Origin of the sequence: Pseudomonas sp. TMW22080 (assembly GCF_022496745.1) — a bacterium.
GTDB lineage: Bacteria > Pseudomonadota > Gammaproteobacteria > Pseudomonadales > Pseudomonadaceae > Aquipseudomonas > Aquipseudomonas bubulae.
The window spans coordinates 33767-59305 of the sequence record NZ_SCFF01000003.1; the positions used below are offsets into that span (position 1 = coordinate 33767).

Genomic DNA, 25539 nt, shown 5'->3' on the forward strand with positions numbered 1-25539 from the left:
CCCTGAACTCGGTCGATACCCCCGAATCCCCCCTAAAGGCCTGGATTATGAGCAAGCAACCATCCCTGAGCTACAAAGACGCCGGTGTAGACATCGACGCCGGTGAAGCATTGGTCGAACGCATCAAGAGCGTGGCCAAGCGCACTGCACGCCCGGAAGTGATGGGCGGCCTCGGCGGTTTTGGCGCCCTCTGCGAAATTCCGGCTGGCTACAAGCAGCCTGTTCTGGTTTCCGGCACTGACGGCGTCGGCACCAAGCTGCGCCTGGCCCTGAACCTGAACAAGCACGACAGCATCGGTATCGACCTGGTTGCCATGTGCGTCAACGACCTGATCGTATGCGGCGCCGAGCCTCTGTTCTTCCTTGACTACTACGCCACCGGCAAGCTCAACGTTGAAACCGCGACCCAGGTGGTGACCGGTATCGGCGCTGGCTGCGAACTGTCCGGTTGCTCGCTGGTTGGCGGCGAAACCGCTGAAATGCCAGGCATGTACGAAGGCGAAGACTACGACCTGGCCGGCTTCTGCGTTGGCGTTGTAGAAAAATCCGAGATCATCGACGGTTCCAAGGTCGCTGCCGGCGACGCCCTGCTCGCCTTGCCGTCCTCGGGCCCGCACTCCAACGGCTACTCGCTGATCCGCAAGATCATCGAAGTGTCGGGTGCCGACATCGAAAACATCCAGCTCGACGGCAAGCCACTGACCGACCTGCTGATGGCGCCGACCCGCATCTACGTCAAGCCGCTGCTCAAACTGATCAAGGAAACCGGCGTGGTCAAGGCCATGGCCCACATCACCGGTGGCGGCCTGCTCGACAACATCCCGCGCGTACTGCCAAAAGGTGCACAAGCGGTGGTTGACGTTGCCAGCTGGCAGCGCCCTGCCGTCTTCGACTGGCTGCAGGAAAAAGGCAACGTGGACGAGCACGAAATGCACCGCGTGCTGAACTGCGGCGTTGGCATGGTCATCTGCGTAGCTCAGGCTGACGTTGAAACCGCGCTGAACGTACTGCGTGAAGCGGGCGAGCAGCCTTGGGTCATCGGTCAGATCGCAACCGCCGCTGAAGGCGCTGCGCAAGTTGAGCTGCAAAACATCAAGGCGCACTAATGCCTGATACCTGTGATGTAGTGGTGCTGCTTTCAGGCACCGGCAGCAACTTGCAGGCCTTGATCGACAGCGATGACGTCAAGGCCAGCCCGGCAACAATCCGCGCGGTGATCTCCAACCGCGCGGATGCCTACGGCCTGCAACGCGCCAAAGACGCGGGTATCGATACCCGCGTACTGGATCACAAGGCATTCGAGGGCCGCGAGGCCTTCGATGCTGCATTGATCAAAGTCATCGACGAATTCAAACCGAAACTGGTGGTTCTGGCCGGGTTCATGCGCATTCTCAGCGCAGAATTCGTGCGTCACTATCAGGGTCGCCTGCTGAATATCCACCCTTCCCTGCTCCCCAAATACAAGGGCTTGCACACGCACCAGCGGGCGCTGGAAGCAGGAGACGGTGAGCACGGCTGCAGCGTGCACTTTGTGACCGAGGAACTCGACGGCGGACCTCTGGTCGTACAGGCAGTGATACCGGTAGAGTCCGATGACTCGCCACATAGCCTGGCGCAACGGGTTCACGCCCAGGAACACCGGATTTATCCGCATGCAGTGCGCTGGTTTGCCGAAGGTCGCTTGTCACTTGACGAGCGAGGCGCATTATTGGACGGTCAATTACTTGCGGCCAGCGGCCACTTGATACGAACCTAGGAGAACTTATGCGTCGTGCCCTGCTTCTCGCCCTTAGCCTGCTGGCTATTCCAGCAGTCCAAGCGGCCGATCTTCAGCCTTTCAAGGCCAGCTACACCGCAGACTGGAAACAGCTGCCCATGAGCGGTTCTGCCGAGCGCAGCCTGACCAAGGGTGACAATGGTATCTGGACCTTGAATTTCAAGGCTTCAATGCTGGTAGCCAGCCTGAACGAAGAAAGCACCCTCAAAATCGAGAAAAACACGCTGATCCCGCTGACCTACCACTTTGAACGTGGCGGCCTGGGAAAAGCCAAGAAGATCGATCTGGATTTCGACTGGGCGGCCAAGATGGTCACCGGCACCGATCAGGGCGACGCTGTCAAAGTACCCTTGCTCAGCGGCATGCTCGACAAGTCCACCTACCAGCTGGCACTGCAGCGTGACGTAGAAGCCGGCAAAAAGTCCATGAGCTACCAGGTGGTTGATGGCAATGACGTCGACACCTATGACTTTCGCGTGATCGGCCCTGAAGTGGTTGAAACCAAGGCTGGCAAGGTCGACGCAATCAAGGTTGAGCGCGTACGCGACCCGACACAGAACAAGCGCATCACTGAAATGTGGTTCGCCAAGAACTGGGGTTCGCTGCTGGTCAAACTGCGCCAGGTCGAAAAAGACGGCAAGGAATACAACATCATGCTGCTGGACGGCACGGTGGATGGCAAAACGGTCAAGGGCAACTAAGCGACAAGCCTTTAGCTGCAAGCCTCAAAAAAACCTCGCTTCGGCGAGGTTTTTTTGGTCTGTAACACACCAAAAACATGAAACATTTTTCATAAAACTATTAAACAAATCCGTAAACACCCCGTGCTTAAAGGGCTGCAGGGTTTAAGGATTTTCTGCAAGATGACAGCGCGACAATCAGCTATTTACTTAGGAAGCTAACAGATTCTATAAAGAAGTCCTGCGACGCCTTGCCGCAGGCCCTCATCAGAATTTGGAGCAAGCAGATGACTATCAAAGTAACTGAGCGCGACGATTCACGTATGTTCCACCAACTGGTAGCCCACGGTGTACACCTATGGGATGTGCATCAAGAAGACATACTGGTAGGCATGTTCCACCGCGAAAGCGACGCTCACAGCTACAAGGCTGAGCTGGAAAAGCTGGAAGCGCAGAAACGCCAGGCCTGAGCAGAAGAAACTACTGTCTTGAAAAACACAAACCCCGCCGAAGCGGGGTTTGTTTTGTTATGCGCCAACGCAACACTCTGTGGGAGCGAGCCTGCTCGCGAAGAGCAGCGAACGCTTTCGCGAGCAGGCTCGCTCCCACAGGTTATGCCAGCACTACCACATCAGGTCATCAGGGATCTGATAGGCCGCGTACGGATCGTCTTCTTCCGGGGTTTTCGGCTCAACCAGGATATTCAGCTGCACGATCCGGCGCGGATCGCGCTCCTGAATCTTCAGTGCAGCTTCACGGGGGATGACTTCGTAGCCGCCCTGGTGCTGCACGATCGCCAGCGAGCCATTGGCCAGCTTGTTGCGCATCAGGGTGTTGACCGACAGGCGCTTGACCTTTTTGTCATCAACGAAGTTGTAGTAGTCCTCAGTGGTCAGCTTGGGCAGACGTGATACTTCGATCAATTGCTTGATCTGCGCAGCACGGGCTTTTTGCTCGACCTTCTCCTGCTGCTGGCGGTTCAGTTCCTGGTCGCGCTTGACCTTCTCGGCCTTGGCTTCGGCAGCCAGACGCTGCTGGGTGTCGTCCAGTTCGATCTGGCCTTTGTGGGCCAGACGCTGTTGTTTCTGTTTTTCTTTGCCGGCCTGCTTGGCCTGCTTCTCGTTGACCAGTCCGGCTTTGAGCAACTGGTCGCGTAGGGAAATGCTCATCTACTTACTCACTTAGGCAAACTCAGCCGCAGCTGGGCAAATTCTTTTCCTGGCGCTTGGCTTCACCCCACAGGGCGTCCAGGTCTTCAAGGGTGCAACTTTCAATGGGACGCAGGGTATCGCGCAATGCCTGCTCGATAAACCGGAAACGTCGATCAAATTTTGCATTGGCACCACGCAAGGCGGTTTCCGGGTCCACTTTAAGATGACGGGCCAGGTTGACCACGGAAAACAGCAGGTCGCCGATTTCGTCATGAATGGCCGCCGAATCGTTGTCGGCCATGGCCTCCAGCACTTCATCCAGCTCTTCACGCACCTTGTCCAGCACCGGCAATGCCGCTGGCCAGTCAAAACCGACCTGGGCGGCGCGCTTTTGCAGCTTGGCGGCGCGGGACAGGGCAGGCAAGGCGACGGGCACATCGTCAAGCAAGGACAACTGCTCGGGGGCGGTAGACTTTTCTGCGCGCTCCTCGGCCTTGATCTCATCCCAGCGTACCTTGACCTGTTCTTCGCTCAAGCGCGGCACATCCAGCGGCGCATACAGGTCACCGGTGGGAAAGACATGGGGGTGACGGCGGATCAGCTTGCGGGTAATGCTGTCGATCACCCCGGCAAACTCGAAACGGCCTTCTTCCCGAGCCAGCTGGCTGTAATACACCACTTGAAACAGCAAATCGCCGAGTTCGCCCTGCAGGTGCTCGAAGTCACCCTGCTCAATGGCGTCAGCGACCTCGTAGGCCTCTTCGAGGGTATAAGGCACGATAGTGGCGTACGTTTGCTTGATATCCCACGGGCAGCCGTACTGCGGGTCACGCAGGCGGGCCATGAGGTGCAGCAGGTCGTCGAGGTTGTACATCTGTAATCCTTTGGCACACGCTAACCACACCCTGTGGGAGCGGCTTGCTCGCGATATGAACACCCCGGTACAGCTGACTCACCGAGGTGATGCAATCGCAAGCAAGCCCGCTACCACAAAGGATCAGCGCGGCTCACTACGCCCGATCCGGCGGGTTTCGATGATGTTCGGCAGTTGCGAGATCCGCCCCAGTAAACGCCCCAGCGCATCCAGCCCCGGGATCTCGATGGTCAAGGTCATCAACGCGGTGTTGTTTTCCTTGTTCGAGCGGGTGTTGACCGCCAGCACGTTGATCCGTTCGTTGAGCAACACCTGCGACACATCACGCAACAAGCCCGAACGATCGTAGGCGCGGATTTCGATATCCACCGGATAGGTCGAGACCGGGATCGGCCCCCAGTTGACCTGAATCATCCGCTCCGGCTCACGACTGCCCAGTTGCAGCACCGAGGCGCAGTCCTGGCGGTGAATGCTGACGCCACGGCCCTGGGTGATGTAACCGACAATCGCATCCCCCGGCAGCGGCTGACAGCACCCGGCCATCTGGGTCAGCAGGTTGCCGACGCCTTCGATCTGGATGTCTCCACGCTTGCCCGGCTTGTAGCCCGTGGCCTTGCGCGGGATCAGCTCCATCTGCTCGCTGCCGCGCTCAGGCTCGACCTGTTGCTGGGCCAGGTTGATCAACTGCGCCAGGCGCAAGTCGCCAGCCCCGAGCGCCGCGTACATGTCCTCGGCGGTTCGCATGTTGGCCTTGTCGGCGAGCTTCTCGTAATCCACCGCCGGCAGGCCCAAACGGCCGAGTTCGCGCTCGAGCATGGTTTTGCCGGCAGCGACGTTCTGATCGCGCGCCTGCAACTTGAACCAGTGGACGATTTTCGCCCGCGCCCGCGAGGTGGTGACATAGCCCAGGTTCGGGTTCAGCCAGTCGCGGCTCGGCGTACCGTGCTTGCTGGTGATGATCTCGACCTGCTCACCGGTCTGCAGACTGTAGTTGAGCGGCACGATGCGCCCGTTGATCTTGGCACCACGGCAGTTGTGGCCGATCTCGGTGTGAACCCGGTAGGCAAAGTCCAGCGGCGTCGCCCCCTTGGGCAGATCGATGGCATGCCCGTCAGGGGTGAAGATATACACCCGGTCCGGCTCGATATCGACGCGCAGCTGATCGGCCAGGCCACCGATATCGCCCAGTTCTTCGTGCCACTCCAGCACCTGGCGCAGCCACGAGATTTTCTCTTCGTACTGGTTGGACCCGGCCTTGACGTCAGTGCCCTTGTAGCGCCAGTGCGCGCAAACCCCCAGCTCGGCCTCTTCGTGCATGGCATGGGTGCGAATCTGCACTTCCAGGACCTTGCCTTCAGGCCCGATCACGGCAGTATGCAGCGAGCGGTAGCCGTTCTCCTTGGGGTTGGCGATATAGTCGTCAAACTCCTTGGGAATATGTCGCCACAGGGTGTGGACGATGCCCAGCGCGGTATAGCAGTCGCGCATTTCCGGCACCAGTACCCGTACGGCACGCACGTCATAGATCTGGCTGAAGGCCAGGCCCTTGCGCTGCATTTTGCGCCAGATCGAGTAGATGTGCTTGGCCCGGCCGCTGATGTCGGCGTCGGTCACGCCGGTGGCTTCCAGCTCGGTACGCAACTGGTTCATCACATCGCTGATAAAGCGCTCTCGGTCGAGGCGGCGCTCATGCAGCAAGGTGGCGATCTGTTTGTACTGCTCGGGCTCCAGATAGCGGAAGGACAGGTCCTCCAGCTCCCACTTGATGTGGCCGATGCCCAGGCGGTGCGCCAATGGCGCATAAATATCGAACACCTCGCGGGCGACGCGGTTGCGCTTCTCGTCCGGGGCATTTTTGACCGCGCGAATCGCGCAGGTACGTTCAGCCAGCTTGATCAGTGCCACGCGCACGTCATCAACCATGGCAACCAGCATCTTGCGCAGGTTTTCGACCTGGCCCTGGGTGCCCAGCACCATCGATTGACGGGGGCTGAGGCTGGCACTGATGGCCGCCATGCGCAGTACACCATCAATCAGTTTGGCCACCACCGGACCGAAGCGCTGGCTGACGGCAGGCAACAGCACCTGCCCTTCGCGCACGCAACGATAGAGAATCGCGGCAACCAGGGAATCCTGATCCAGTTTCAGATCGGCCAATATCTCGGCGATTTCCAACCCGGTACGAAAGCTTGAGGTGCCCTCGGCCCACAGGTTTTTCGCCGCATTGGCTTGCTGCTCGGCCTCGCGTGCAAACTCACACGCTTCTTTCAAGGCTTCACGGTCCAGCGCCACATCGACACTCACCGCATGATCCAGCCATGCCTCGAGGTTGAGACTGCCGTCGGTGTTGATCGGCTGGTGTGCTCTGACCTGTACCATCTTGCTTACCTTCCCTACAGCGCAGGTTCAATGCGCCGAAATCACAGGCCCTGATCCCAACCGCGCGCTACAGGGCATAGCGTCGCGGGTTGCGGGCCCGTTGAAATAGACAGACATCCTAGTCTGCTTCAAATAACGCCATCGCCTCGACATGCGCTGTTTGCGGGAACATGTCGAGGATTGCGGCACGTTTTAACCGGTAACCCTGTTTAATCAGTTCAACCGTGTCGCGCGCCAGGGTGGCCGGGTTGCACGACACATACACCAAACGTTTGGCACCCAGGCCAGACAACTTTCGTACCACTTCATAAGCGCCGTCGCGAGGCGGATCAAGCAGTACGGCACTGAAGCCGGCTTTGGCCCAGGTTGCATCCACCAGCGGCTGTGACAGGTCGGCCTGAAAAAACACTGCATTATGCAGGCTGTTACTGACCGCGTTTTGCGCGGCGCGTTCGACCATGGTCGCAACACCTTCAACAGCCACGACTTCACGCGCTTTTTGTGCCAGTGGTAATGCGAAGTTACCCAGCCCACAGAACAAGTCAAGAATCCGTTCGTCAGCTTGTGGCGCAAGCCACTTTATGGCTTGAGCCACCATGGCTTCGTTGACGCCGGCATTGACCTGGACAAAATCCCCGGGGCGATACGCCAGCTGCAAATCCCATGTTTCCAGACGATAGCCCAAGGCCCGGGTCAAATCGACCGGCTGTGGCTCGCCTTCGCCATGCAGCCACAATTGGGCGTTATGGGTAATGCAAAATGCCTCAAGGACCTGCATGTCGGCAGCGCTCAGCGGCGCCATATGGCGCAGCAAAACCGCAATCGCCGAACCACTGAACAACTCCACGTGGCCCAGTGCCTTGGGGTTGCCCAGTTGACGCAACATGGCGGGCAGCCCGGTCATGATAGGTTGCAAAGCCTGTACCAGAACCAAACAGTGATCGATGGCGACGATGTCCTGGCTGCCAGCAGCACGGAAACCCACGTCCAGGTGCTTGGCCCGCGCATCCCAGCGCACGGCGATACGTGCCCGGCGGCGGTAGCCAAACTCGGGACCGGTCAGCGGCGCTGCCCACTCTTGAGGTTCGACACCGGCCACGCGGGACAGTTGCTCGGCGAGCATGCGCTGTTTCAGTGCAAGCTGCTCTTCATGGGGCAAATGCTGCACGCTGCAGCCGCCGCACTTGCCCGCATGGGCACAGGGTGCCTGGCGACGGATCTCGCTGGCCTTGAAAACACGCTCGGTACGGGCTTCAACGACCTTGCCATGGGCACCCAGCACGCGGGCTTCGACTTCTTCACCGGCCAGAGCCCCCGAAACAAACCAGGTACGCCCTTCAATAAAGGCAATACCGCGGCCGTCGTTGGCCAGGCGCTCGATATTCAAACGCTGTTTCTTGCCCGCAGGCACTTGCGCAGCCTTGGTGCCGCCAGCAGGCTGGAAGCGCAGGCCTCTCTCTTGCTTGGCCATCAGTTGGGCGCATCGTAAATGCCGGTCGACAGATAACGGTCGCCTCGATCACAAATGATCGCGACCATCACCGCGTTTTCGACTTCCTGGTTCAGGCGCAGCATCGCTGCCACCGCCCCGCCCGAGGACACACCACAGAAAATGCCTTCTTCACGGGCCAGTCGGCGGGTGACGTCTTCCGCTTCGCGCTGGGCCATGTCGACGATGCGGTCTACGCGGTCGGCCTGGTAGATCTTGGGCAAGTACTCGGTCGGCCAGCGGCGGATGCCCGGAATGGCAGCGCCTTCCATCGGCTGCAAACCGACGATCTGCACGCCCGGGTTTTGCTCCTTGAGGTAGCGCGACACGCCCATGATGGTACCGGTAGTACCCATCGAACTGATGAAGTGGGTGATGGTACCGTTGGTCTGACGCCAGATTTCCGGGCCCGTACCGGTGTAGTGAGCCTCGGGGTTGTCACCGTTGGCAAACTGGTCGAGCACCTTGCCCAGGCCCTGGGCCTGCATCTTGTCGGCCAGGTCGCGGGCGCCTTCCATGCCCTCTTCCTGACTGACCAGGATCAGCTCGGCACCGTAGGCGGTCATGGCAGCCTTGCGCTCGGCGCTGGAATTGTCGGGCATGATCAGGATCATCTTGTAGCCCTTGATCGCCGCGGCCATGGCCAGGGCAATCCCGGTATTGCCCGAGGTGGCTTCAATCAGGGTATCGCCAGCCTGGATCTGGCCGCGCGCTTCGGCGCGGGCAATCATCGACAGAGCCGGACGGTCCTTGACCGAGCCTGCAGGGTTGTTCCCTTCGAGCTTGAGCAACAAGGTGTTGGTGGTGTTTCCAGCCAGGCGCTGCAAGCGCACCAGAGGAGTGTTGCCGACGCAATCGGCGATAGTTGGGTACTGCAATGTCATGGCGTATTCGCAATCCAGACCGCGGGGCCGCACATCATACCGACAAACGCCGACAGCCCATATCACGCAAAGTACGGTGCTTATGGTTAAAGGCTATAAGCGCCGCAAACCCATCACAATAATTCCTGTGGGAGCCGGGCTTGCCCGCGATTCTGACGCCGCGCTCTGTCAGGTAAAACGGACTGATACCATCGCGGGCAAGCCCGCTCCCACAGGGATGTCTGTACAGCCGCGGCCTGAGCGTTTACGCGGCATGTCCGGCAAGCAAACGAACATGCACCCGCAACCCGCCGCCGTGGTTCTCTGCCCACAAACTGCCACCCTGCAGCCGCAGGGCATTGCGCGCAATACTCAGGCCCAGACCAAAGCCGCCATCGCCGGGACGCGAGCCATCAAGGCGGGTAAAAGGCGCAAAGATCCGCTCCAGTTCTTCAGGTGCCACACCTGCGCCCTGGTCATCGAGCCACAGGTGCCACATATTGCCTTCGCGCCGGCCATCAAGGCTGACGATACCCTCGGGTGGTGAATGGCGAATGGCATTGCGCAGGATATTTTCCATGGCTTGAGCCAGGCTGTTGAGATGCCCGCGCACCCAGCAATGCTCATCCACCAGACAAGGCAGTCGCGATTGCGGCCAGCCACTTTCAAAGCGGGCGTTTTCGGTGAGCATCTCCCACAGCGCCTGCACCTGAATGTCTTCCACCGGCAGCGGCCCGCGCTCGGCATCCAGCCAGGCCAGTTGCAAGGTGTCTTCGACCAGCCGTTGCATGCCGTCGACTTCACGGCCCAGGCGCTCACGCAAGGCCTCGCCCCCCTGCTCGCTGTCACAGGCTACCCGCAAACGGCTCAAGGGCGTGCGCAGCTCATGGGACAAGTCGCGGAGCAATTGCTGCTGTTGCGAGACCGTACTCTGCAAGCGCTCGGACATCTGATCGAACGCCCGCGCCAGCTCACCCAGTTCGTCCTGGCGGCTGGTGATCTGGCTCGATAGCCGCGCCCCCAGTTGATCAGCCCGCCAGGCATTGGCCTGTTCGCGAAGATGGTTAAGCGGCACGATCAGCACGCGGTACAGGCCCACGCACAGCAACAGGGTCAGCAAGCCAGGAATTACGCCGTTGGTGACAATCCGCCAGATCACCTGGGAGCGCCCGGGCATAAAGCGTTGCGGCAACTCGATCACCAGGCTGCCCGCCGACGGGTCGCGGGGAAAGGGCACCTTTATCCATGGCCGCGCCGTCTTGATATGGCTGATGGGCCAGTCCAGGCCGCGCAAAAAGGTCAGCCGCTCACTTTCTCGATCACTCAGCGGGTAGCTGCTCAGCGACTGCAGGTCCTGACCAATCACCCCGACCCAGCCCGGCTCCCTGTGCCCCATGCCCTGCAACCACTGGTCGACGCCGGCTTGCTGAGCGCTCTCCCAGGCGCGCTCGGCCTCACCGGCATAGCGCACCAGGGTGCCGTGGGCCTGCTCGGACAAAAAGCCGGTGCGCTTGTCCATATAGCGACCCCAGGACCAACTGAGCCAGATCATCAGCAAGCAGAAAACCACCAGCAAACACGCCAGCTTCCAGAACACCGAATTCTTGCCGGGCACCTTACGGGGCATCGCTGGCACTAAGGACATAGCCCTTGCCCCACACCGTGCGTACTTCATGCTGGTAATAGCCGATAGTTTTGAGCTTTCGCCGGATCTGGCTGATATGCATGTCCAGGCTGCGGTCATGGGCTGCATAGCCGCGCTGCAAGACCTGCTGATAGAGAAAGGCCTTGCTCAACACTTCGTCGGCATTGCGCTGCAGGGTATCGAGCAGACGGAACTCGCTGCGGGTCAACCCGGCCCATTGCTCGCCCCGGCGCACATCGCACGCCTCGTCGTCGAACAGCAAACCGCTCTCGGCCGGTGGCAGTTCCAGCACCGTTGGGGCGCCAGGCATGCGATCCAGGGCCACTCGACGCAAGATGGCCTGGATGCGCACCCGCAGTTCGGCCATGCTGAACGGCTTGGGCAAATAATCATCGGCGCCCAGCTGGAAACCGCTGATACGGTCGGCCTCGGCACCCAGCGCCGACATCAGGATCACCGGCAAAGCGTGGGTCTGACGCAGTTGCGTCAGCACCTGCAAGCCATTCATGCCGGGCAGCAGGATATCCATCAGCACCACGTCAAAGTGCTCCTGGCGGGCACGGGCCAGACCTTCCAGGCCATTCTGGCACCAGATAACGTCAAACCCGCAACGCCCCAGCTGCTCGTGCAGATAGGCGCCCAGAACGGGGTCGTCTTCAATGGTCAGTAGGCGCGAGGGGCTAACAGCTACGGGATTCATTAGCGTCTGCAAGTAATTCTCAATCGGCGATTATTCAAGATTGAGCCCCTGCGGGCAACCGGCACGGGCTTTACCCCGTCTGATAAACCGAAATTGATGGCAAATTTTCAAAGATTTGCCGGGCACCATATGGCTACACTGCCACCTGATCCGGGCGGGAAGCCCGGATCACTCTTAAAAGAATGCAGGGCTGGAGAGTTGTGTGCTTAAAAACCTCGGTATCAAAGGCCGCGTATTGCTGTTAACGCTATTGCCCGTCAGTTTGATGGCAAGCGTGCTCGGCGGCTATTTCACCTGGCTGCAACAGTCCGAACTGCAATCGCAACTGTTGCAGCGCGGGGAAATGATCGCCGAACAACTCGCCCCCCTGGTGGCCCCCGCCATGGGGCGCCACGACACCGCATTGCTGGCCCGTATCGCCACCGAATCTCTGGAACAACAGGATGTGCGCGCCGTGGCGTTCCTCAACGCCAACCACGAACCGCTGGCCCATGCCGGGCCGATCATGCTCAATCAGGCTCCACTGGGCAGCAGTACCCATCTGCAACAGCGCACCGACAACGATGCCACGCGCTATTTATTGCCCGTATTTGGCCGCCATCGCAACCTGGCCGGGGATGTGATCCCTAACGAAGCCCATCGCCTGCTGGGCTGGGTCGAACTGGAGCTGTCCCATAACGGCATGCTGCTGCGCAGCTATCGCAACCTGTTTGCCAGCCTGCTGCTGATCGTCACCGGGCTGGTGCTGACCACCCTGCTGGCCTTGCGCATGAGCCGCACCATCAACGCACCGCTGGGGCAAATCAAACAAGCCGTGGCCCAGCTCAAGGACGGGCATCTGGAAACCCGCCTGCCGCCACTGGGCAGCCACGAACTTGACGAACTGGCCTCGGGCATCAACCGCATGGCCGAAACCCTGCACAATGCCCAGGAAGAACTGCAGCACAGCGTCGACCAGGCCACCGAAGACGTGCGCCAGAATCTCGAAACCATCGAAATCCAGAACCTTGAACTCGATCTGGCCCGCAAGGAAGCCCTGGAGGCCAGCCGTATAAAGTCCGAGTTTCTGGCCAACATGAGCCACGAAATCCGCACCCCGCTCAACGGTATCCTCGGGTTTACCCACCTGCTGCAAAAAAGCGAGTTGACCCCGCGCCAGTTCGACTACCTGAACACCATCGAAAAATCGGCCGACAACCTGCTGGGCATCATCAACGAGATTCTCGATTTTTCGAAAATCGAAGCCGGCAAGCTGGTGCTCGACAGCATTCCGTTCAATTTGCGCGACCTGCTGCAGGACACCCTGACCATCCTCGCCCCTTCGGCCCACGACAAAGGCCTGGAACTGGTCAGCCTGGTGTATCGCGACACCCCGCTGTCGCTGATCGGCGACCCGCTGCGGCTCAAGCAAATCCTCACCAACCTGATCAACAACGCCATCAAGTTCACCCGCGAGGGCACCATCGCGGTGCGGGCCATGCTTGAAGACCAGGACGAAAATGAAACCGACGGCAGTGTGCAACTGCGCATCAGCGTGCAGGACACCGGCATCGGCCTGACCGCCCAGGATATCCGCGCCCTGTTCCAGGCTTTCAGCCAGGCTGACAACTCACTGTCTCGCCAGCCCGGCGGCACCGGGTTGGGGCTGGTGATTTCCAAGCGACTGGTCGAACAGATGGGCGGCGAAATCGGCGTTGAAAGCACCCCTGGCGAAGGCTCGGTGTTCTGGATCAGCGTCAGGCTGCCCAAGGCTCGCGATGATGTCGAAGACTTGCCCGGCGCGCCGCTGCTGGGCCGGCGCGTAGCCATCCTGGAAAAACACGACCTGGCCCGCCAGGCCCTGCACCATCAACTGGAAGACTGCGGCCTGGAAGTCACGCCCTGCACTACTCTGGAAAACCTCACCAATTGTGTGACCGGCGCTCACCAGACCGCCCAGGCTATTGATCTGGCAGTTCTGGGCGTAACGGCCAATGACACCCCGCCAGAGCGTCTCAACCAGCACATCTGGGATCTCGAGCACCTGGGTTGCAAGGTACTGGTTCTGTGCCCGACCACCGAGCAGGGCCTGTTCAACGCGGTGGTGGACAACCCCCACAGCCAGCTCCAGGCCAAACCCGCCTGCACCCGCAAACTGCGTCGGGCCCTGGCCGACCTGGTCAGCCCGCGACAAACCCGCAGCGAACCCGGCGAACCGCTGGCCAGCCGCGCGCCGCGCATTCTGTGTGTGGATGACAACCCGGCCAATCTGCTGCTGGTGCAAACCCTGCTTGAAGGCATGGGCGCCAAGGTGACTGCAGCGGACAGCGGTTATGCCGCCATTGATGCGGTCAAGGCACACGATTTCGATCTGGTGCTGATGGATGTGCAAATGCCCGGCATGGACGGGCGCGAGACCACCGAAGTCCTGCGCCAGTGGGAAAGCGAGCGCCACTGTACGCCGCTGCCGATCGTTGCGCTCACAGCCCACGCCATGGCCAACGAAAAACGCGCCTTGCTGCAAAGCGGCATGGACGACTACCTGACCAAACCGATCAGCGAACGGCAGTTGGCCCAAGTGGTGTTGAAGTGGACGGGCTTGGCCTTGCGCAATCAGGCCAGCGAAAACTCGCACGAACCGACCCGTCACACCACGCAATTGCTCGTCCTCGACCACGATGAGGGGCTGCGACTGGCGGCAGGCAAGGCGGACCTGGCCATCGACATGCTGGCCATGCTGCTGGCTTCGCTGGAAGCCGACCGCGACGCTATCCGCCAGGCCCGTGAGGCCAGAGACAACAACGCATTGATCGAGCGCGTCCACCGCTTGCACGGCGCAACCCGTTACTGCGGCGTACCGCAATTGCGTGCGGCCTGCCAGCGCAGCGAGACCCTGCTCAAGCAGGCAAGCCCCAACGCCGTCGCCGCCCTGGACGAGCTGGATCAGGCCATCACACGCCTGGCCAAAGAAGCACGCAGTACTGCATAGCAAAATCATCGTGTGGGAGCGGGCTTGCTCGCGATTCGGGCGGCGCGGTATGTCAGGTAAACCGCCGTGATGCCATCGCGAGCAAGCCCGCTCCCATAAAAGCCGATTTGTAGTTACAGACCAAGGAAGACCCCATGCGCACGATTCTTTTCAGCAGCCAGACCTACGACCGCGACAGTTTCATCGCGGCCGCACAAGACGACGGTAACGAGCTGCATTTCCAGCCCGCGCGCCTGACCCTGGACACCGTAGCACTGGCCCATGACTACGAAGTGATCTGTCCGTTTATCAACGACGACCTCAGCGCCCCGGTGCTGGAGCAACTGGCTGCTGGCCGCACCCGCCTGATCGCCCTGCGCTCGGCCGGCTACAACCATGTGGATCTGCCCGCCGCCAAACGCCTGGGCCTGAGTGTGGTGCGCGTCCCCGCGTACTCCCCCCACGCCGTCGCCGAACATGCCGTGGCCCTTATCCTGGCGCTCAACCGCCGCTTGCACCGCGCCTACAACCGCACCCGCGAAGGCGACTTCACTCTGCACGGGCTGACCGGTTTCGATCTGGTGGGCAAGACCGTGGGCGTGGTGGGCACCGGCCAGATCGGCGCCACATTCGGCAAGATCATGGCCGGTTTCGGCTGCAAGCTGCTGTGCTTCGACCCTTATCCAAACGCCGAACTGCTGGCGCTGGGCGCTCGCTACGTCAGCCTGCCCGAACTGCTGGCCGGTTCGCATATCATTTCCCTGCACTGCCCGTTGACCGCAGACAACAAGCACCTGATCAACGCCACCAGCCTGGCCACCCTCATGCACGGCGCCATGCTGATCAACACCGGACGGGGGGCGCTGGTCGACACGCCGGCGCTGATTGAGGCGCTGAAAAGTGGCCAATTGGGCTATCTTGGGCTGGATGTGTACGAAGAAGAGGCCCAACTGTTCTTCGAGGACCGCTCCGACCTGCCCTTGCAGGATGACGTGCTGGCCCGGCTGCTGACCTTCCCCAATGTGATCATCACGGCCCATCAGGCGTTTCTGACCCGCGAGGCGTTGAATGCAATTGCCAGCACGACCTTGAGCAATATCGCAGCCTGGAGAAACGGTACGGCGCAAAACCTGATCGAAGGTTGAGTCTGGACTTTGATGCCTGCGTGCTAGCATAGCGACTTACTTGGAGGACCCATGGTCGAACACGATTTCCGCTACAGCCTGCTTAACCCGCAGCACACCCTGATTGAATGCCGCGCTCTGGCGCCGGGCCTGTATCAAGTCACCGGCAACGGCGGCTCGATTCAAGCCGGTGACGTGCTGATTGTGTCCCTCAAGGGCAGCAAGACCTTGTCCATGCGTTTGAGCGTCGACAAGGTGCGCCACCTGATCAACCCGCGTGGCCAGTGGGTTGCAGTCACCAAAGGGCCGGTGTTCGGCGAATTGGCGATTCATGAATGGCAGGTCAACTGCGATGCTTGCGCCAAAGAGCTGAAGTTCGAGTTCGCAGTCGACGCCAAACTCGGCACCAAGGCGCAAAAGCCCGCAGCCACGGCGCGGATTGCCGAGCTGGGCTGGAGCACTGAAGGCAGCAAGCACCTGTGCCCGCAATGCCAAAAGGCCGCGCAATGAAACGCTTGATCCTGCTGGCCGTGCTGGGCGCAAGCCTGACGGGGTGTGCGGGTGATCCGGTGAAGTTGCAGCAAAACCACACCTACGTGCTGGAGTGGATCGGCGAACGACCGCTGATCGACAACAGCCACCTGACCGTCACCCTGGACGATGCTGGTCGGGCCTATGGCAGTGGCGGTTGCAACCATTGGTTCGCACCTTACACCCTCGACGGCGACAAGCTGACCTTTGGTGGCGTAGGCAGCACCCGCAAGGCCTGTGCGCCGGCGTTGATGGAGCAGGAGCAGCGATTCTTCGAGGCCTTGCAGACCGTACAGCGCTGGGACATATCGCCGATCGAGCAGGTGCGATTCTGGCCTGAACAGGGCAAGCCGCTGCGGCTTTGGCCTGAAGAAGGCTGATACCGCGGCGCTTGAATCACGAGCAAGCCCGCTCCCACAGACTGGTGCCAGCCTGTGGGAGCGGGTTTGTTCGCGATGGCTTCGACTCAGGCCCCTCTCAATTCCTTGATCTTCGCCAACACACCGGCCGCGGTCTGCTCGCCCATCAACGTTGCCCGCACCTTGCCTTTCTCATCCAGGATATAAGTCACCGGCAAGGCTTCGCTGCGTGGCAAATCGAACACCTCCGCCGGATCCTGCGCCAGCACGGTAAAGGTGATGCCCAGCGCGGTACTCGCGTCGCTCAGCTCCTTGCCCTGCAAACCATCGTAGTTGACCCCGAACACTCCCACCGACTGCCCCTGCAGCTGTTTTTCCAGCGAGTTGAGTTCAGGAATCTCGATACGACACGGGCCACACCACTCGGCCCAGTAGTTGATGACCTTCCATTGCTTGTCCAGACGCTCCGAGGCGATCTTCTGTCCGTGCTGATCGACCCCATAATCATTTCCGCAGCCGGCCAGCAATAATGTGGCGCAGACGGTAACTGCTGCCATGAGTCGCTTAAACATGCGTTGATCCTTCCCGGTAAATACATACAAAAATACATCAGCGAGCGGCCATTTACCGCATACGGTTCAGGCGCGCCCGTCAGGCAGGTAGAATAGCCGCCACCTTACGCAAGATGCGACCCGCACATGACCGATCTGACGCTTTATCACAACCCGCGCTGCTCGAAATCCCGCGGTGCGCTCGAACTCCTCGAAGCCCGCGGCCTGACCCCTACCGTGGTGCGCTACCTCGAAACGCCGCTGAGCGCCGCCCAACTGCGCGACCTGCTGGCCAAGCTGAACATCAGCGCACGGCAATTGCTGCGCAGCGGCGAAGACGAGTACAAGGCCCTCAACCTGGCAGACAGCGGTCTCACTGACGCGCAGCTGATCGACGCCATGGCTGCACATCCCAAGTTGATCGAGCGGCCGATCCTGGTCGCAGGCGACAAAGCCGTGATTGGTCGCCCACCGGAAAAAGTCCTGGAGATCCTGTCGTGAGTGCGCCTTATATTCTGGTTCTGTTCTACAGCCGCAACGGTTCGACCAGCGAAATGGCCCGGCAAATTGCCCGAGGCATCGAACAGGGCGGCCTCGAGGCGCGCCTGCGCACAGTGCCGGCCATTTCTGCCGAATGTGAAGCCGTGGCCCCGGCCATTCCGGACGAAGGCGCGATGTACGCCAGCCTCGACGACCTGAAAAACTGCTCGGGGCTGGCCCTGGGCAGCCCGACGCGTTTCGGCAACATGGCCGCACCGCTCAAGTACTTCCTGGATGGCACCAGCAACCTGTGGCTGACCGGCGCGCTGGTGGGCAAGCCGGCCGGTGTGTTCACCTCCACTGCCAGCCTGCACGGCGGCCAGGAAAGTACCTTGCTGTCGATGCTGCTGCCACTGATGCACCACGGCATGCTGGTCACCGGCCTGCCCTACAGCGAATCGGCCCTGCTGCACACCACGGCAGGCGGAACGCCCTATGGCCCGAGCCATCACGCAGGTGCCGACGGCAAGCGCGGGCTGGACGAGCACGAAATCGCCCTGTGCCGGGCCTTGGGTCAGCGTTTGGCCACCATTGCCCGCAAACTGGAGAGCAACCGTGGCTAAAAAGCCAAAAGTGCTGCCGCCCATCGAGTGGCTGCAGCCGCGGGTAAGGCTGATGCGGGTAGTGAGCCTGGCGTGCTTCTTTGGCCTGATCGCCCTGCTGTGTGTTTATTACCTGATGTTTGCCAACCTGCACGGCGCGCGCCCGTGGGTGATCCTGCTGATCGAACTGGTGCCCTTGATGTTTGTGGTACCCGGCATGCTGATGGGCAGCCCCCGTGGGCACTCGTTCACCTGCTATGTGGTCAACCTGTACCTGATCAAGGGCGCGCTGGCGGCATTCGATCCGAACCGTCAGGTGTTCGGCCTGCTGGAGATCGCCGCCAGCGTGGCGGTATTTGTCAGCGCATTGCTGTTTGTGCGCTGGCGCTACCAGCTGGATCGACGCCTGAGCGGCGAGTGATGCAGCTGTTGTGGGAGCGGGCTTGCTCGCGAACGGCCTTCGCGAGCAGGCTCGCTCCCACAATTGAAGTTGCTCGGCGGCTTAGTGATTCACCGTAAACGCCAGCATCTGTGACAGCTGGCACATCGGCCGGCCACTTTCGGTGTGCCACTGGTTGAAGGCGTTCTGCACAATCGCCAGGTCACGCAGGCTGGTGGGTGCCTTGTCCACCAGCTTCTGCGCGTTCAACGCGGCCACCACGTCATAACTTGGCACAAAGGTGTCCTTGCCAACCATGCGTAAAAAGCGTGGAGCCGACAAACCACCCAACTGATGCCCATGCTTGGCCAGGTACTTCCACAAACCGACGATATCAGTCACTGGCCACTGGGCGATAAACGCGCCAAAACTGCCGTGCTCGTGGGCAATGTCGAGCACCATCTGGGCATTGCGTGGCACGCTTTTAAGCTTGCCCAGATGGCGAATGATCCGCGCATCCTGCATCAACCGCTCCAGATGCTCGGCGCCCATCAGCACGACTTTCTCCGGGTCGAAACCGAAAAAAACCTCTTCAAATACCGGCCACTTGGCATCAACCACACTGTGTTTGAGCCCGGCACGGAACACCCGCAGGGCCAGGGTCGACAGGTAGCGATCATCGCTGATATGGCGCAACTGTTCCGCAGTTCTCGGGACAGGCAATTGGGCTTCAAGTGCGGCTGACGAACCAAAGCGGTTCAGACAGTATTCGTGCAGCCATTTGTAGTCGCGCATGCCCTCTCCTCTCGGCAATTTACAGATTGAGCAGGTTGACGAAACGCGGCGTTGCGCTTTCGTCGATCTTCAGGCTCGCGAAATCAAACAGGTTACGGTCCGCCAACTGCGACGGGATCACGTTCTGCAGGCTGCGAAAGATACTCTCGGTGCGGCCCGGCGTCTTGCGGTCCCACTCCTGGAGCATGTCCTTGACCACCTGGCGCTGCAGGTTCTCCTGGGAGCCACAGAGGTTGCACGGGATGATCGGGAACTGCTGCCAGTCGGAATAGGCCTGGATATCCTTCTCGTTGCAGTACGCCAGCGGACGAATCACCACATTGCGCCCGTCATCGGAGCGCAGCTTGGGCGGCATCGCCTTGAGGCTGCCATTGAAGAACATGTTGAGGAAGAAGGTTTCGACGATATCATCGCGATGATGCCCAAGTGCCATCTTGGTCGCACCGATTTCATCGGCAAAGGTGTACAGGGTGCCGCGACGCAGGCGCGAACACAGCGAGCAGGTGGTCTTGCCTTCGGGGATCAGCTCCTTGACCACCGAGTAAGTGTCTTTTTCAACGATGTGGTATTCCACACCCAGCGACTTTAGATAAGCCGGCAGCACGTCCTCGGGGAAACCCGGCTGCTTCTGGTCCATGTTCACGGCCACGATCTCGAACTGGATCGGCGCGACTTTCTGCAGGTGCAGCAACACATCAAGCAGGGTGTAGCTGTCCTTGCCGCCCGACAGGCAGACCATCACCTTGTCGCCATGCTCGATCATGTTGAAATCGGCAATTGCCTCACCGGTCAATCGACGCAGGCGTTTCTGGAGTTTGATTTGAGAGACCGAGTGAGTGCCCATAGCGCTTCAATTCCGCGAGTTAAGACCAAAAGCCGGGGATTTTACCGAAAAATACCCGGTCAACGAACCCCTTGCCTGCCTAAAGACGCCAATGCGATAAGACCGCCTCTGACAGCACAATAAGCTCTAAGGAGCCGAGGTTATGGGGCGGCAGGTTTCCTATACTTGTCATCAAGGCCGCACGCCTGTCTGCTTCTCAATACGTTCTGGCTGCGCGACCGGCACGCGTCCCACTGGGGGCGATGCGTCTTATACAGGAGCGACAGCCATGATCCATCACGTTGTGGGCCTTTTCACCCACCCCGATAAAGAGTGGCGCGAAATCCGTGGTGATGCCGAAGAAAGCATCGGCCATATGTATTTCACGCACACGTTAATTCTGGCAGCGATTCCGGCCATTTCTGCATTTATTGGCACTACCCAGGTCGGCTGGGTAATCGGTAACCGCGCGCCGGTGATGCTGACTCTGGACAGCGCCCTGTGGATGACCCTGCTGTCCTACGCCGCCATGCTGGTGGGCGTGGCCGTGATGGGCGCATTCATTCACTGGATGGCCCGTACCTACGATGCACAACCCAGCCTGCCGCGATGCGTGGCCTTTGCCACCTACACGGCCACCCCGCTGTTTATCGGCGGGCTGGCGGCGCTGTATCCGCATATGTGGCTGGGCATGATGGTGGGCACCGCTGCCATTTGCTACACGGTGTACCTGCTGTACGTGGGCCTGCCTACCTTTATGAGCATCGACCCGGACGAAGGCTTCCTGTTTTCCAGCTCGGTGCTGGCGGTGGGCCTGGTGGTGCTGGTGGCGATCATGGCCTTCACCGTGATCGTCTGGGGCCTGGGCGTCGGGCCGATCTACACCAACTAGGCCACAACCCGTGGAAGCGAACCTGCTCGTGATTGCTGTTCGCGATCAGGCTCGCTTCCACGGGCTCATGAAGACCATTGGGCGCCAACAGGTTCGCAACCCCAGCGCTTGCGGCATAATCGCCGGCTCTGGAGAACCGAACCGCATGCCCGAGCTGCTCAATACCCGCGTCGAAGACTGTTTCCAACAGGCCGAAGTGTTTTTCAAACGCCCCTTCAAACGCCCCGTCGTCAGTTTCAAACTGCGCGGGCAAAAAGCCGGGGTCGCCCATTTGCATGAAAACCTGCTGCGCTTCAACCCGCAGCTGTACCGTGAAAACAGCGAAGACTTCCTCAAGCAGACCGTCCCCCATGAAGTGGCGCACCTGGTTGCCCATCAACTGTTTGGCGAGCGCATCTCGCCCCACGGCGAAGAATGGCAATTAATCATGCGCGGGGTGTACGAACTGCCGCCCAATCGCTGTCATACCTACGCCATCAAGCGTCGCAGCGCCACCCGCTATATCTACCGTTGCCCCTGCCCTGACAGCGACTTCCCGTTTTCGGCCCAGCGTCACGCTTTGGTCAAACAAGGCCGCGGCTACCTGTGTCGACGCTGCCGTAACCCCCTGGTGTTCAGCGGCCTGACCCGGGTCGAATAAGCAGGCATAAAAAAACCCGTCCGAAGACGGGTTTTTTTATGCACTCAAACTTACTTGAGCAACACCGGGGCCGGGCCTTCAGCCACACCCAGATCATCTTGCGGACGGGTATCCTCCAGCGGACGGCCGCCAGAGTTCAGCTCGGTTTGCAGGGTGTCGGTGTCCAGTTCCTTGACCCACTTGGCCACCACCAGGGTTGCTACCGCGTTACCGATCAGGTTGGTCAGGGCGCGGGCTTCGGACATGAAGCGGTCGATACCCAGGATCAGCGCCAGACCGGCTACCGGCAAGTGCCCTACAGCCGACAGGGTTGCCGCCAGTACGATAAAACCACTACCGGTGACGCCAGCAGCACCTTTGGACGACAGCAACAGCACCAGCAACAGAGTGATCTGATGGGTGATATCCATATGGGTGTCAGTCGCCTGGGCGATAAACACGGCCGCCATGGTCAGGTAGATCGAAGTACCGTCGAGGTTGAACGAGTAACCGGTCGGGATCACCAGACCCACTACCGATTTCTTCGCGCCCAGGCGCTCCATTTTCACCAGCATGCGTGGCAGGGCCGATTCCGACGAGGACGTACCCAGTACGATCAGCAGCTCTTCACGGATGTAGCGGATCAGCTTCAAAACGCTGAAACCGTGAGCGCGGGCAATACCGCCCAGCACGATCAGCACGAACAGCACGCAAGTGATGTAGAAGCAGATCATCAACTGACCCAGCTGAACCAGCGAGCCTACGCCGTAAGCGCCGATGGTGAAGGCCATCGCGCCCAGCGCACCGAGGGGCGCCAGCTTCATGATCATGTTGATGATATTGAACATCACGTGAGCGAAGCGATCGATAAAGTCCAGTACCGGCTTGCCGTAGGCACCCAGGCGATGCAGGGCGAAACCGAAAATCACCGAGAACATCAGCACTTGCAGGATATCGCCATTGGCGAAGGCGCCAACAATGGTCGACGGGATCACGTTGAGGATAAAGCCTACGATGCTCTGGTCTGCACCTGCCGACACGTAACCGGCAATTTTGCTGGCATCCAGGGTCGACACGTCAATATGCATGCCTGCGCCAGGCTGAACCACGTTAACCACGACCAGGCCGATCAACAGCGCGATAGTCGACACGACTTCGAAGTAGAGCAAGGCATAGCCGCCGGTCTTGCCGACCGATTTCATGCTCTGCATGCCGGCAATACCGCTCACCACCGTACAGAAAATAATGGGCGCGATGACCATCTTGATCAGTTTGATAAAGCCATCACCCAACGGCTTGAGGGCAACACCGGTTTCCGGGTAGTAATGGCCCAACAAGATACCGATAGCGATCGCTACGATTACTTGCACATACAGGGATTTGTACAGTGGCTGACGAGTCGTCATTGCAAAGTTCCTCAAGTGCATCACTCAATCATCATTCCGTCTGAGACTGGTGACACCTAAAGCGCGAACCCTCCTGTACTTGGAGGGATTTGTTTTTGGGGCTGCTCTTACGGCAGCCCTCTCGCACTTATTGCAAGCCGTGGGCCACATTGCGCAAATGCCGCGCAATAGCCTATGGCGCCTGAGTTTGAAGGAAAATTCTTATATATTTTGCAGGTCAGGGTTTGGCGGAATTCCGCCCATTGGGCGTGTTGAAACGCAGAAGGTGGCGGATATCCGCCTGAACCCCACGTACTCCCGTAGCAGCTACCAGGGTTCGTCGATTAGCCCGCCGGGAAATAAATCCTGAACGCCGCGCCGCCCAACGAGGAATCTTCCAGGGTCAAGGTGGCGTCATAGCTTTCAATGATGTCCTTGACCACCGCCAGACCAATGCCCTGCCCCGGATGCTGGCGGTCAAGCCGTTCGCCGCGCTGCAGGATGCGCGCACGCTGATCCGGCGGCACTCCAGGACCGTCATCTTCGACGCAGACCTCAATGCCGTGAACGTTACGGTGCAGACTGATACGTACCTGGCTCAAGCACAGCCTGTAGGCGTTTTCCAGCAAGTTGCCCAGTAATTCCAACAAGGCATTCTGCTCAATCGGCACATGGCTCAGCTCAGGGATGTCATAGCTGACCTTGACCCCCTTGTCGCGATAGACCTTGTCCAGCGTATTGCACAAGCTCTGTACCACCGGCAGCAGTTCGACCTGGTGACGTACCAGACCACTCTTGCGCAAGCTGGCACGCTGCAACTGATAGCCGATTTGCTGGTTCATGCGCTCGATCTGGCTTTGCAGGACCCAGGCCTGCTCACGGTCAGCCGGGCGCTGGGCCATGCTTTCGCTCACACCCTGCAAAACTGCCAGCGGGGTTTTCAGGCTGTGGGCCAGATCATCAAGGGAATCGCGATAACGCGAACGCTGTTCGCGCTCGCTTTGCAGCAAGCGGTTCAACGAGCCGGTCAGGCGCAGCAGCTCACGCGGGTGCTGCTCGCTGAGGCTGTCGCGCTCGCCGGTTTCGATTTCATCCAGTTCCTGACTCAAACGTCGCAAGGCACGTAACCCCCACGTCAGACCAATCCATAGCAATGCCAGCAGCACAATCAAAGCTGCGCCGAACCCCAGATAAAGATTTTCCCGCAGGCCTTCCAGTGTGCGGTTGTATTCGCGCATCGGTTGCAGGGCGACAAAGCTGAAGGCAGCACTTTTGCCACCGAGCAACTTGACCTCTACGTCGTAGACAAAAAACTCTTCGCCGTTATCTTCGCGAATACTTGCAAACTCGTTGCCGCGCCCGTCATAGCGCGGCCGGTAATTGATGGTTTCTTCCTGAGTGGCCCGCGAGCGCCACACCAGGTGCCCGTCGCGGTCATAGATATAACCCAGCAGGCGACTGTCCGGCAGATCGAACTGCTCATCGGGCAGCAACGCCGGCATCTTGAGGCGGTTCTTTTCCATCTTTGCCGCTGAAATCAGCGTGGTGACATCTGACGCCAGGCGCTGCTCTATGGCGTCCTTGAGCGCCAGACTGAACGCTCCCTGCATCGCCGGCAACAGCGCCAGCATAAACAACACGGCCAACAGGGTTGCCGCCAGCATCAATCGAACGCGAAGCGAACGAATCATCGGCAGCGCTCAGTAAACAAGTACCCCAGGCCGCGCACCGTATCGATTGGCTTAAAGCCGTTTGCCCCCTCCAGCTTGCGTCGCAGGCGCCCGACCAGCACCTCGATCACATTCGGATCACGCTCCTCGTCATCCGGGTACAGCTGTTCCATCAGTCGGTCCTTGGCCACCACTTGCTGGTGATGGCGCATCAGGTATTCAAGAATCCGGTATTCATAAGCGGTCAGCGCCAGCGGCTCGCCGTCGAGCACCGCCTGCTTGCGGTTGATGTCGAGCACCAGCGCCCCCGCCACTATCGTCGGCTGGGTAAAGCCACTGGAGCGGCGCAGCAAGGCATTGAGCCGCGCATCCAGCTCTTCGAACTGAAAGGGCTTGACCACATAGTCGTCAGCGCCCGCTGCCAGCCCTTCGACCTTGTCCTGCCAATTGCCACGGGCGGTGAGAATCAGGATCGGAAACGTCTTGCCCCGGGCACGCAACTGGCGAATCAGTTCCAGGCCACCGAGCCCCGGCAAACCCAGGTCAATCATCGCCAGGTCATGATTGAACTGTTCGGTCTGGTACAGCGCCTCTTCGGCATTGGCCACCGCTTCGACCACATGGCCACTTTCTGTCAGACGGGTTTGCAAGTGATGGCGCAGCAACGCCTCATCTTCAACCACCAGCAATTTCATCGCGCTCTCCCAAGCCAATCCGCGTCTCGAAGGACGTGTGTCCCATACAGCCTAGCCACACAGTAAGTTGTGTGCCCTGAACATACTCTGAACAATTGCACAGCCGGGCCAAGCCCCGGCACAATGCCC

26 protein-coding genes are annotated in these 25539 nt (G+C 59.9%); 13 read left to right on the plus strand and 13 right to left on the minus strand.

Annotation, left to right across the window (positions count from 1 at the left end):
• Positions 1–47: 47 nt before the first annotated feature.
• The 4 genes from purM (at position 48) to EQV96_RS10440 (ending at position 2927) form a co-directional block, all read left to right on the plus strand.
• Positions 48–1106, plus strand: coding sequence for a phosphoribosylformylglycinamidine cyclo-ligase (gene purM / locus EQV96_RS10425; RefSeq protein ID WP_016779859.1), 1059 nt, complete (start codon positions 48–50; stop codon positions 1104–1106).
• On the plus strand, positions 1106–1756 hold the full coding sequence (gene purN / locus EQV96_RS10430) for a phosphoribosylglycinamide formyltransferase (RefSeq protein WP_240881992.1): 651 nt from the start codon (positions 1106–1108) through the stop codon (positions 1754–1756). Before purM ends, purN begins: the two co-directional genes overlap by 1 nt.
• 8 nt (positions 1757–1764) lie before the next feature.
• Positions 1765–2478: a DUF3108 domain-containing protein gene (locus tag EQV96_RS10435; RefSeq protein ID WP_095019423.1), complete on the plus strand. Its 714-nt coding sequence runs from the start codon at positions 1765–1767 to the stop codon at positions 2476–2478.
• Positions 2479–2744: 266 nt separating this feature from the next.
• Positions 2745–2927 (plus strand): hypothetical protein, encoded by a 183-nt coding sequence (locus EQV96_RS10440; RefSeq protein ID WP_016779856.1) that lies wholly within the window; start codon positions 2745–2747, stop codon positions 2925–2927.
• 153 nt (positions 2928–3080) lie between these two features.
• Here EQV96_RS10440 and EQV96_RS10445 read toward each other — a convergent pair whose 3' ends face one another.
• The 7 genes from EQV96_RS10445 to EQV96_RS10475 form a co-directional block, all read right to left on the minus strand.
• Complete coding sequence (locus EQV96_RS10445) at positions 3081–3626, minus strand: DUF2058 domain-containing protein (RefSeq protein WP_019827734.1); 546 nt, start codon at positions 3624–3626, stop codon at positions 3081–3083.
• A gap of 22 nt (positions 3627–3648) precedes the next feature.
• Positions 3649–4482: a nucleoside triphosphate pyrophosphohydrolase gene (gene mazG / locus EQV96_RS10450; protein ID WP_095003075.1), complete on the minus strand. Its 834-nt coding sequence runs from the start codon at positions 4480–4482 to the stop codon at positions 3649–3651.
• 123 nt (positions 4483–4605) lie between these two features.
• Complete coding sequence (gene relA / locus EQV96_RS10455) at positions 4606–6861, minus strand: GTP diphosphokinase (protein WP_095003074.1); 2256 nt, start codon at positions 6859–6861, stop codon at positions 4606–4608.
• A gap of 118 nt (positions 6862–6979) precedes the next feature.
• Complete coding sequence (gene rlmD / locus EQV96_RS10460; RefSeq protein ID WP_095019421.1) at positions 6980–8332, minus strand: 23S rRNA (uracil(1939)-C(5))-methyltransferase RlmD; 1353 nt, start codon at positions 8330–8332, stop codon at positions 6980–6982.
• Positions 8332–9234 (minus strand): cysteine synthase CysM, encoded by a 903-nt coding sequence (cysM, locus tag EQV96_RS10465; RefSeq protein WP_095003072.1) that lies wholly within the window; start codon positions 9232–9234, stop codon positions 8332–8334. The genes rlmD and cysM overlap by 1 nt, the downstream gene beginning before the upstream one ends.
• Before the next feature lie 244 nt (positions 9235–9478).
• Positions 9479–10840, minus strand: a complete 1362-nt coding sequence (locus EQV96_RS10470; RefSeq protein WP_095003071.1) for a sensor histidine kinase — start codon at positions 10838–10840, stop codon at positions 9479–9481.
• Positions 10830–11558: a response regulator transcription factor gene (locus EQV96_RS10475; protein ID WP_095003070.1), complete on the minus strand. Its 729-nt coding sequence runs from the start codon at positions 11556–11558 to the stop codon at positions 10830–10832. The genes EQV96_RS10470 and EQV96_RS10475 overlap by 11 nt, the downstream gene beginning before the upstream one ends.
• 202 nt (positions 11559–11760) lie before the next feature.
• Between EQV96_RS10475 and EQV96_RS10480 the strand changes: the two genes are divergently transcribed.
• The 4 genes from EQV96_RS10480 to EQV96_RS10495 all read left to right on the plus strand — a co-directional run bounded on the left by EQV96_RS10480 (position 11761) and on the right by EQV96_RS10495 (position 16540).
• Positions 11761–14526: a response regulator gene (locus tag EQV96_RS10480; RefSeq protein WP_240881994.1), complete on the plus strand. Its 2766-nt coding sequence runs from the start codon at positions 11761–11763 to the stop codon at positions 14524–14526.
• A gap of 134 nt (positions 14527–14660) precedes the next feature.
• Positions 14661–15650 (plus strand): 2-hydroxyacid dehydrogenase, encoded by a 990-nt coding sequence (locus EQV96_RS10485; RefSeq protein ID WP_095003068.1) that lies wholly within the window; start codon positions 14661–14663, stop codon positions 15648–15650.
• 51 nt (positions 15651–15701) lie between these two features.
• Positions 15702–16139: a hypothetical protein gene (locus EQV96_RS10490; RefSeq protein ID WP_095003067.1), complete on the plus strand. Its 438-nt coding sequence runs from the start codon at positions 15702–15704 to the stop codon at positions 16137–16139.
• Positions 16136–16540 carry an META domain-containing protein gene (locus EQV96_RS10495; RefSeq protein ID WP_095003066.1) on the plus strand — a complete coding sequence of 135 codons (405 nt, stop codon included), beginning with the start codon at positions 16136–16138 and terminating at the stop codon, positions 16538–16540. Before EQV96_RS10490 ends, EQV96_RS10495 begins: the two co-directional genes overlap by 4 nt.
• 86 nt (positions 16541–16626) lie before the next feature.
• On the opposite strand, the gene EQV96_RS10500 is transcribed toward EQV96_RS10495, so the two are convergent.
• A complete protein-coding gene (locus EQV96_RS10500; protein WP_095003065.1) occupies positions 16627–17091 on the minus strand; it encodes a TlpA disulfide reductase family protein in 465 nt (154 codons plus the stop codon).
• A 126-nt stretch (positions 17092–17217) separates the two neighbouring features.
• Here EQV96_RS10500 and arsC point away from each other — a divergent pair, with 126 nt between their 5' ends.
• From arsC to EQV96_RS10515, 3 genes are read left to right on the plus strand one after another with little or no spacing between them, the layout of a single operon-like run.
• Positions 17218–17571, plus strand: coding sequence for an arsenate reductase (glutaredoxin) (gene arsC / locus EQV96_RS10505; RefSeq protein ID WP_095019417.1), 354 nt, complete (start codon positions 17218–17220; stop codon positions 17569–17571).
• The gene (gene wrbA / locus EQV96_RS10510; protein WP_095003063.1) at positions 17568–18173 is read left to right on the plus strand and encodes an NAD(P)H:quinone oxidoreductase; all 606 of its coding nucleotides are present in this window, start codon (positions 17568–17570) and stop codon (positions 18171–18173) included. Before arsC ends, wrbA begins: the two co-directional genes overlap by 4 nt.
• Positions 18166–18573 (plus strand): DUF2069 domain-containing protein, encoded by a 408-nt coding sequence (locus EQV96_RS10515; protein ID WP_095003062.1) that lies wholly within the window; start codon positions 18166–18168, stop codon positions 18571–18573. Before wrbA ends, EQV96_RS10515 begins: the two co-directional genes overlap by 8 nt.
• 81 nt (positions 18574–18654) lie before the next feature.
• Here the strand turns inward: EQV96_RS10515 and EQV96_RS10520 are convergent, their stop codons facing one another.
• Both EQV96_RS10520 and ttcA read right to left on the minus strand, forming a co-directional pair.
• Positions 18655–19326, minus strand: coding sequence for a DNA-3-methyladenine glycosylase I (locus tag EQV96_RS10520; RefSeq protein WP_095024304.1), 672 nt, complete (start codon positions 19324–19326; stop codon positions 18655–18657).
• Positions 19327–19345: 19 nt separating this feature from the next.
• Entirely contained in the window at positions 19346–20170 is an 825-nt protein-coding gene (gene ttcA, locus EQV96_RS10525; RefSeq protein WP_095003060.1) for a tRNA 2-thiocytidine(32) synthetase TtcA, read from the minus strand.
• 268 nt (positions 20171–20438) lie between these two features.
• Here ttcA and EQV96_RS10530 point away from each other — a divergent pair, with 268 nt between their 5' ends.
• Positions 20439–21041 carry a Yip1 family protein gene (locus EQV96_RS10530; protein ID WP_095003059.1) on the plus strand — a complete coding sequence of 201 codons (603 nt, stop codon included), beginning with the start codon at positions 20439–20441 and terminating at the stop codon, positions 21039–21041.
• A 145-nt stretch (positions 21042–21186) separates the two neighbouring features.
• Positions 21187–21681 carry a SprT family zinc-dependent metalloprotease gene (locus tag EQV96_RS10535; protein WP_095019416.1) on the plus strand — a complete coding sequence of 165 codons (495 nt, stop codon included), beginning with the start codon at positions 21187–21189 and terminating at the stop codon, positions 21679–21681.
• Between the two features lie 50 nt (positions 21682–21731).
• On the opposite strand, the gene EQV96_RS10540 is transcribed toward EQV96_RS10535, so the two are convergent.
• The 3 genes from EQV96_RS10540 to EQV96_RS10550 form a co-directional block, all read right to left on the minus strand.
• Positions 21732–23066, minus strand: coding sequence for a dicarboxylate/amino acid:cation symporter (locus EQV96_RS10540; protein WP_095003057.1), 1335 nt, complete (start codon positions 23064–23066; stop codon positions 21732–21734).
• Positions 23067–23389: 323 nt separating this feature from the next.
• Positions 23390–24736, minus strand: a complete 1347-nt coding sequence (locus EQV96_RS10545) for an ATP-binding protein (RefSeq protein WP_095019415.1) — start codon at positions 24734–24736, stop codon at positions 23390–23392.
• A complete protein-coding gene (locus EQV96_RS10550) occupies positions 24733–25410 on the minus strand; it encodes a response regulator (RefSeq protein ID WP_016779832.1) in 678 nt (225 codons plus the stop codon). Before EQV96_RS10550 ends, EQV96_RS10545 begins: the two co-directional genes overlap by 4 nt.
• Positions 25411–25539 lie beyond the last annotated feature (129 nt).